The organism is Streptomyces sp. UNOC14_S4 (assembly GCF_020740835.1).
Classification (GTDB): domain Bacteria; phylum Actinomycetota; class Actinomycetes; order Streptomycetales; family Streptomycetaceae; genus Streptomyces.
Window position 1 is genome coordinate 1 of the sequence record NZ_JAINFC010000356.1, and the last position, 8,054, is coordinate 8,054.

6 protein-coding genes are annotated in these 8,054 nt (G+C 74.3%); 5 read left to right on the forward strand and 1 reads right to left on the reverse strand.

What is annotated here, in order from left to right; all coding sequences use genetic code 11:
- The 4 genes from K6I34_RS26225 to K6I34_RS26240 form a co-directional block, all read left to right on the forward strand.
- On the forward strand, positions 1-1,489 hold a 1,489-nt coding region (locus tag K6I34_RS26225), incomplete at its 5' end, for an alkaline phosphatase (protein ID WP_229329183.1).
- 63 nt (positions 1,490-1,552) lie between these two features.
- Positions 1,553-2,926: an NAD(P)/FAD-dependent oxidoreductase gene (locus tag K6I34_RS26230; RefSeq protein WP_229329185.1), complete on the forward strand. Its 1,374-nt coding sequence runs from the start codon at positions 1,553-1,555 to the stop codon at positions 2,924-2,926.
- 149 nt (positions 2,927-3,075) lie between these two features.
- On the forward strand, positions 3,076-4,494 hold the full coding sequence (locus K6I34_RS26235; RefSeq protein ID WP_229329187.1) for a GNAT family N-acetyltransferase: 1,419 nt from the start codon (positions 3,076-3,078) through the stop codon (positions 4,492-4,494).
- Between the two features lie 98 nt (positions 4,495-4,592).
- Positions 4,593-6,278 carry a DUF885 domain-containing protein gene (locus tag K6I34_RS26240; RefSeq protein WP_229329189.1) on the forward strand — a complete coding sequence of 562 codons (1,686 nt, stop codon included), beginning with the start codon at positions 4,593-4,595 and terminating at the stop codon, positions 6,276-6,278.
- 36 nt (positions 6,279-6,314) lie between these two features.
- Here the strand turns inward: K6I34_RS26240 and K6I34_RS26245 are convergent, their stop codons facing one another.
- Entirely contained in the window at positions 6,315-7,184 is an 870-nt protein-coding gene (locus K6I34_RS26245) for an EamA family transporter (RefSeq protein ID WP_229329191.1), read from the reverse strand.
- 118 nt (positions 7,185-7,302) lie between these two features.
- On the opposite strand from K6I34_RS26245, the gene K6I34_RS26250 reads away from it, so the two are divergent.
- Positions 7,303-7,875, forward strand: coding sequence for a helix-turn-helix domain-containing protein (locus K6I34_RS26250; protein ID WP_229329193.1), 573 nt, complete (start codon positions 7,303-7,305; stop codon positions 7,873-7,875).
- Positions 7,876-8,054: the final 179 nt, after the last annotated feature.

Here is an 8,054-nt window from a genome sequence, read left to right on the forward strand (position 1 = left end):
GGCCGGGGCCGGGGCCGCGCCCGCGCTGGCGCTCCCGGGACGGCCGGACGCGCGGTGGGGCGCGCAGGTCGGCGACGTGACCTCGTCCTCCGGCCTGGTGTGGGTCCGCTCCGACCGCCCGGCCCGGATGGTCGTGGAGACCTCGGCGACCGAGTCGTTCCGCCGGGTGCGGCGCTGGGAGGGGCCGCTCGTCGGGCCCGGCACCGACTTCACGGGCCGTACGGCGCTGCGCGGGCTGCCGCCGGGCGAGCAGGTGCACTACCGGGTCCTGCTCGCCGACCCCGACGACCCGCGGCGCACGGGCCGCCCGGTGCACGGCACGTTCCGCACCGCCCAGGAGCACCGCCGCGACGTGCGCTTCCTGTGGTCGGGGGATCTGGCCGGGCAGGGCTGGGGCATCAACCCCGACCGCGGCGGCTACCGCATCTACGAGCACATGCGACGGCTGGATCCGGACTTCTTCCTGTGCAGCGGCGACAACATCTACGCCGACAACCCGATACCGGCGACCGTGGCGCTGCCGGACGGCGGCGTCTGGCGGAACCTCACCACCGAGGAGAAGTCGAAGGTCGCCGAGACCCTGGCGGAGTTCCGCGGGGCCTTCCGCTACAACCTCCTGGACGAGAACCTCCGCCGGTTCAACGCCCAGGTGCCCTCGGTCGTGCAGTGGGACGACCACGAGGTGCACAACAACTGGTACCCCGGCCAGATCCTGGACGACGCGCGCTACACCGAGAAGAACGTGGACACCCTCTCCGCCCGCGCCCTGCGCGCCTTCACGGAGTACTTCCCCGTCTCGACGCGGCGCCCCGACGGTGACGGCCGCGTCTACCGGGTGCTGCGGCACGGCCCGCTGCTGGACGTCTTCGTCCTCGACATGCGCTCGTACCGGAACGCCAACTCCCCCGGCAGACAGGCCGACGACACCCAGGGCATCCTGGGCGCCCGCCAGCTCGCGTGGCTGAAGCGGGAGCTGGCGCGCTCGCGCGCGGTGTGGAAGGTCATCGCCTCCGACATGCCGCTGGGCCTGGTGGTCACGGACGGCCCGGTGAACTTCGAGGCCGTCGCGCAGGGCGACCCGGGCGCGCCGCTCGGGCGCGAGCTGCAGATCGCCGAGCTGCTGCGGCACATCAAGCACCGCCGGATCACCGGCACGGTGTGGCTGACGGCGGACGTGCACTACACGTCGGCCCAGCACTACGCGCCGGAGCGGGCGGCGTTCAAGGACTTCGAGCCGTTCTGGGAGTTCGTCTCGGGGCCGCTGAACGCGGGCGGCTTCCCGGCGGTGAAGCTGGACGGAACGTTCGGCCCGGAGCAGCCGTTCGTCAAGGCGCCCGCGACGGCGAACGTGCCGCCGGGGCAGGGCAGCCAGTTCTTCGGCGAGGTGGCCATCGCCGGGGACAGCGGCGAGCTGACCGTACGTCTGCGGGACGAAGAGGGCGCGGTGCTGTTCGCCAAGGTGCTCCAGCCGGGGCGCGTCGGACAGTGACGTGGCCGACGGGGAGTGGGAAGGTGGTGCACACCCGTCAGACGTCAGCGGAGGTGCGCTGCCATGGCCGAGGCCGAACAGGTGGACGTCGTCGTCATCGGTATGGGGCCCGGCGGTGAGCACGTCGCGGGGCGGCTCGCCGAGGCCGGTCTCGAGGTGGTGGGTGTCGAGGCGGAGCTGGTCGGCGGCGAGTGCCCGTACTGGGGGTGCGTCCCCAGCAAGATGATGATCCGGGCCGGGAACCTGCTGGCCGAGGGCCACCGTATCCCCGGCATGGCGGGCTCCGCCCAGGTGGTCCCCGACTGGGCCCCGGTGGCGGGGCGCATCCGTGACGAGGCCACCGACGACTGGAACGACCAGGTGGCGGCCGACCGCTTCACCGGCAAGGGCGGCAGGCTGGTCCGGGGCCGGGGGCGGCTGGCCGGTCCCGGCCGCGTCGAGGCCGGCGGCCGGGTCTTCGAGGCCCGCAGCGGGGTGGTGATCGCCACCGGCAGCAAGCCGTCCGTGCCCCCGGTGCCGGGCCTCGCCGACGTGCCGTACTGGACGAACCGCGACGCGATCGCGGCGAAGGAGCCGCCCGCCTCGCTCCTCGTGCTCGGCGGCGGTGCCATCGGTCTCGAACTGGCACAGGTCTACGCCCGGTTCGGCACCCGCGTCGAGGTCGTGGAGGCCATGGCGGGGCTGCTGCCGGCCGAGGAGCCGGAGGTGGGCGCGCTGCTGGCGGAGGTGCTGCGGCGGGAGGGCCTGGCGATCCGGACGGATGCGCGGGCGGCCCGGGTGCGGCACGACGGGGACGCTTTCACCCTCTCCCTGGAGGACGGCACCGATCTGACGGCGCAACAGCTGCTGGTGGCCACCGGCCGGCGCGTGGACCTCTCGGACCTGGGCCTGGAGACCGTGGGGCTCGACCCGGGGGCACGGTCGCTGCGGGTGGACGGGCGGCTGCTGGCGGCGCCCGCGCTGTGGGGCGTGGGCGATGTGACGGGGCACGGCGCGTTCACGCACATCGCGATGTACGAGGCGGAGATCGCGGTCCGGGCGGTGCTGGGAGAGCCGGGGCCCGAGGCCGACTACCGGGCGCTGCCCCGGGTGACGTTCACCGACCCGGAGGTCGGCGCCGTGGGCCTGACGGAGTATCAGGCCCGGGAGAAGGGGCTGCGGGTGCGCACGGGCCTGTCGCGGGTGCCGTCCTCCAGCCGCGGCTGGATCCACAAGGCGGGCAACGACGGCCTGGTCAAGCTGGTCGAGGACGAGGTCCGCGGGGTGCTGGTCGGCGCGACCACGGCGGGCCCGGCGGGCGGCGAGATGATGTACGGCCTCGCGGTGGCGGTCCAGGCCGAGGTTCCGGTCGAGGCCCTGCGCCATATGATCTACGCCTATCCCACGTTCCACCGCGGCATCGAGGACGCGTTGGCCGATCTGCGTTCCGGCAGCTGACCGGAGGCGGCCGGGGAACGGCTGGGCAACGGATGGGGAACGGCTGGGGAACGGCTGGGGAAAGCGGACAGTTGGCCCCAAGAACCCCCTTAACCCATCGGACACGAGCCGTTCGTGATCACGCAACACCGCTGGGTCAGGGTGGGGCCATGACGGACGAGACCCGCGCGAAGGGCGTGCACGCGCCACACCACTGGCGACGGGACCTGGCAGAGCTGGCCGCCGTGTTCACCGCGGTGGCCGCCGCCGACTCCGTGGCGAACACGGTCGTGCACGGCCCGGACGGCCCGGTCCTGCTGGTCGCGTCGGCCGCCGCGCTGCTGGCCACGACCGGCTTCCACGCCTGGTGGGCCCGGCGGCGGCACGACCGCGCCGGCACGGTCGTGCCGACCGTGGCGGCCCCGGCGCCCACCGCCACGGAGACCGCCGCCACGGAGACCGCCCTCTGGCGGATGCGCACGACCGTCCGTGACGAGCCGGGCAGCCTCGCCGCGCTGTGCGTGGCGCTGGCGCACCGGCGCGTCGACATCCTCTCGCTCCAGACGCATCCACTGGGCGACGGCACCGTGGACGAACTGCTGCTGCGTGCCCCGGGCGCGCTGACCTCCCGGGAGCTGACGGAGGCCGCGGGCGCGGGCGGGGGCCGCGGCACCTGGCTGGAGCGCGCGGACGCCCACGACCTCGTCGACGCCCCGACCAGGGCCCTCACCCTGGCCACCCGCACGGCCCTCGACGGGGCCGAGCTCCCGCTCGCGCTGCGGCAGCTCTTCGGCCGCTGCACCATCCGCTCGGTGCCCGCGCGCGACGGCGACGCGGACGCGTCGGTGCCGCCGGAGGGGATGTGGGAGGAGACGGTGATGCGGCTGCGCGACCCGGCAGGCGGGTCGATCACCATCGAGCGCCCCTATCTGCCTTTCACCCCGACCGAGTTCGCGCGGGCCCGCGCCCTGGTCGAGCTCGACGCCCGCCTGGGGCCGCGGGTGCCCCCGCGCAGCGACGTGCTGACCCTCGCCGAGGGCAACGAGATCACCGTCCGCCGGGCCGGGCCGGCGGACCTCGCGGCCGCGCGGGAGATGCACGGGCGCTGCTCGGCCCGGACGCTGTCCCGCCGCTACCACGGCCCGGTGGGCGACGCCGACCGCTATCTGACGCATCTGCTGGGCCCGCGCTTCGGCCGTACCCTGGGCGCCTTCACGGCCTCCGGCAGGCTGGTGGCCCTCGCCCACCTGCTGTGGGACGGCGAGGAGACCGAGGTGTCGCTGCTCGTCGAGGACGCGTGGCAGCGCCGCGGCGTCGGCGGCGAACTGCTCGGCAGGCTGGTGGGGATGGCCGCCGAGGCGGGCTGCGAGAGCGTCTACGCGGTCACCCAGGCGTCCAACACCGCGATGGTGGCCGCGATGCGCTCGCTGGGCCTGCCGCTGGACTACCTGATCGAGGAGGGCACCCTCGTCGTCACGGCGCGGCTCGCCCCCGTACCGCCGACCGTACCGTCGACCGTGCCGCTGTCCGTACCGCCGACGGCCGCCGCCCGGGCCGCCCGTACGGACGTGACGGCCCGCAAGACCTGACATCTCCTGATCTGTCCCCCATGCTGCCCCACCGCTCCTGTGATCCGTGACCGGGAATCCCGATGACGTGGCCACCCCGCGCATACGAGGATGAGCGCATGCCCAACAACACCAAGAATCCGCTGCCCCGTCAGGTCGCCGACGCCTACGTCGACGCGTTCCTCGAACTCGACCCGATCACCGGCACCTACCTGGGCGTGGCGGAGTCCGCCCGGCACCTGCCCGACTACTCCCCCGCGGGCGCGGCGGCCCTCGCCGACCTGGCCCGTACGACCCTCGACCGGCTCGCCGAGGCCGAGCGGCTGCCCGGCGCGGACAGCGACGCCGAGCGGCTGTGCGCCCGGCTGCTGCGGGAGCGACTGACGGCCGAACTCGCGGTGCACGAGGCGGGCGAGCACCTGCGCGCGGTCAGCAACATCCACTCCCCGGCGCACTCGGTGCGGCAGATCTTCTCCCTGATGCCGACCGAGTCGGCCGAGGACTGGTCGGCGGTCTCGGCGCGCCTGCGGGCCGTCCCGGCGGCGCTGGAGTCCTACCGCGCGGCGCTCGCCGAGGGCCTGGAGCAGAAGCTGCCCGCGGGACCGCGCCAGGTGAGCACGTTCCTGGGGCAGTTGGACGAGTGGATCGGCACGGACGGCGGCTGGTTCGCCGAGTTCGTCGCGGAGGGCCCCGACGAGCTGCGCGGTGAGCTGACGGAGAGCGCCCGGGCCGCGACGGGCGCTCTGGTCGCGCTGCGCGACTGGCTGCGCGACGTCTACGCCCCGGCCGTCGAGGGCGCCGCCGACGTGGTGGGCCGTGAGCGCTACGCCCGCTGGTCGCGCCTGTGGAACGGCACGGACCTCGACCTGGACGAGGCGTACGCGTACGGCTGGTCGGAGTTCCACCGCATCCTCGGCGAGATGCGCGAGGAGGCGGAGAAGATCCTGCCGGGCGCGAAGACCCCGTGGGAGGCTCTGGCCCACCTCGACGCCCACGGCCCGCACGTCGAGGGCGTCGAGGAGGCCCGGCAGTGGCTCCAGGGCCTGATGGACGAGGCCATCGAGGCGCTGGACGGCACCCACTTCGAGCTCGCCGAGCGGGTCAAGCGCGTCGAGTCGATGATCGCGCCCCCGGGCGGCGCCGCCGCCCCGTACTACACCTCGCCGTCCGAGGACTTCTCGCGCCCGGGCCGGACGTGGCTGCCGACGATGGGCGAGACCCGGTTCCCGGAGTACGACCTGGTGTCCACCTGGTACCACGAGGGCGTGCCCGGCCACCACCTCCAGCTCGCGCAGTGGACGCACGTGGCGGACCGGCTCTCCCGCTACCAGACGACGGTCGGCCACGTCAGCGCCAACTGCGAGGGCTGGGCGCTCTACGCGGAGCGGCTCATGGACGAGCTGGGCTTCCTCACCGACCCGGGGCGGCGGCTGGGCTACCTGGACGCGCAGATGATGCGCTCCGCGCGCGTGATCGTCGACATCGGCATGCACCTGGAGCTGGAGATCCCGGAGCACTCGCCGTTCCACCCCGGCGAGCGCTGGACGCCCGAGCTGGCACGGGAGTTCTTCGGGATGCACAGCGGCCGCCCCGCCGCCTTCGTCGACAGCGAGCTGGTGCGCTACCTCGGCATGCCGGCCCAGGCCATCGGCTACAAGCTGGGCGAGCGGGCCTGGCTGGCCGGGCGCGAGGCGGCCCGGAAGCGGCACGGTGACGCGTTCGACGCGAAGGCGTGGCACATGGCCGCGCTGTCGCAGGGCTCGCTGGGCCTGGACGACCTGCTCGCCGAGCTCTCGGCGCTCTGACGCACCGTCTCGCCATCTCGCCCGCGGCGGCCCGGGCTAACGGGCTGCCGCGAGGAGGACCGTGCCCACGAGGGCGAGGCCCGCGCCCGTGGCCTGGACGGTGCGCAGCCGCTCGCTCAGCACGCCCCGCGCGGCCAGCGCCGTCACCACGGGGTAGAGGGAGGCGAGCACCGCGGCCACGGTGACCGGCCCGCTGTTCGCGGCCAGGTTGTACGTGCCGTTGGCCGCGACGTCCGCGAGGCCCACGAAGGCGAGCGCGGGCAGGGCGGCGCGCACCGCGCCCCACCCCTCGGCGGGCAGCGCGGTGCCGCCGCGCCGTACGGACGCCCAGAGGGCGGTGCCGCCGACGAGCACGTTGCACACGCGCTGCACGAAGAGCGCGAGGAAGAGCCCGGTGAGCGTGGTGGACGCCTCCGCGATCAGGGCCATGACCGCGCCGAAGCCCACGGCCGCGCCGACGGTGAGCACCAGGGTCTGCCGCTGGACGGGCGCTCCGCCGCGCGCCGGGCCGCTCGCGAGGACGACCCCGGCGACGGCCACCGCGATCCCGGCGAACTGGACGAGCCCGGGACGCTCCCCGATCGCCATTCCCACCCCGACGGGGATCGCGACCCCGCCGAGCGCGCCGATGGGCGCGACGACACCCATCGGCCCGAGGGCCAGCGCGCGGTAGAAGGAGAGCATCGCCGCCGGGCCGATCAGGCCCGCGGCCGCCGCGAACCACAGCCGGGGGCCGGCCTCCGTCCAGGCCCCGGTGGCGACGACGACGGTGCCCAGCACGCCGACGGCCAGCAGCTGGGAGACGAGCACTACCGTGAGCGCGGGGATGCGGCGGGTCAGCAGCCCGCCGCCGAAGTCGGCCAGCCCCCACAGAAGGCTGGTGATCAGGGCGAAGGCCGCTGTCATGGGAGAACACCTCGCAGTACAGTGTGCTGAACAGTGCAGTACAGCGCACCGTAGTGCAGTGCAATGGACCACGCCAAGAAAATATTAAACTTTTGCGGCTCGGGGAAAGCTGAGGACAGTGACGGATCTCGATCAGCTCACGCAGTCGCTCGCCCGCAATCTCAAGCGCTGGCGCAGCGAGCGCAACTTCACCCTGGACGCCCTCGCGGCCCGCTCGGGCGTCAGCCGGGGCATGATCATCCAGATCGAGCAGGCCCGCACCAACCCCAGCGTGGGCACGACCGTCAAGCTCGCGGACGCGCTCGGCGTCAGCATCACGACACTGCTCGACCAGGAGCGGGGCACCCGGGTCCGCCTCGTCCCCGGGCACGAGGCGGTACGCATGTGGTCGACGGAGGCGGGCAGCCACACGGCCCTGCTCGTCGGCGCCCAGGGCCGGGGGCCCCTGGAGCTGTGGGACTGGCACATCGCCCCCGGCGACAGCCGCGACTCCGACCCGCACCCGCCCGGCACGGTCGAACTCCTCACGGTGACAGCGGGCACGCTCACCCTCGTCGTGGACGGCGAGGAGTACGACGTGCCGGCGGGGACGTCGGCGACGTTCGACGGCGGGGTGCCGCATGCGTACCGCAACGGCGGTACGCATGCCGTCAGCATGACGATGGCGGTGGCGGTGGCCCCGGCCCATTGACCGGGGCTGCGCCCCGGGCTCCGCCGTTGCGCCTATCGGGGTGCGTCTTGCGCTGCGCGCGCGTCTGCGGACCGGTGGGGGCTGGTCGCGCAGTTCCCCGCGCCCCTGTCGGGGCGCGGCCCGGCGGCCGAACTTCCGTCCTACCTCCGGTTGTGGGCAGGCGTCCCGCAGGGCGGGAC

Excerpts from the sequence above, each read along its gene's own strand:
- K6I34_RS26230 (WP_229329185.1), top strand. The coding sequence starts at position 1,553 with ATGGCCGAGGCCGAACAGGTGGACGTCGTCGTCATCGGTATGGGGCCC.
- K6I34_RS26235 (WP_229329187.1), top strand. The coding sequence starts at position 3,076 with ATGACGGACGAGACCCGCGCGAAGGGCGTGCACGCGCCACACCACTGG.
- K6I34_RS26240 (WP_229329189.1), top strand. The coding sequence starts at position 4,593 with ATGCCCAACAACACCAAGAATCCGCTGCCCCGTCAGGTCGCCGACGCC.
- K6I34_RS26245 (WP_229329191.1), bottom strand. The coding sequence starts at position 7,184 with ATGACAGCGGCCTTCGCCCTGATCACCAGCCTTCTGTGGGGGCTGGCC.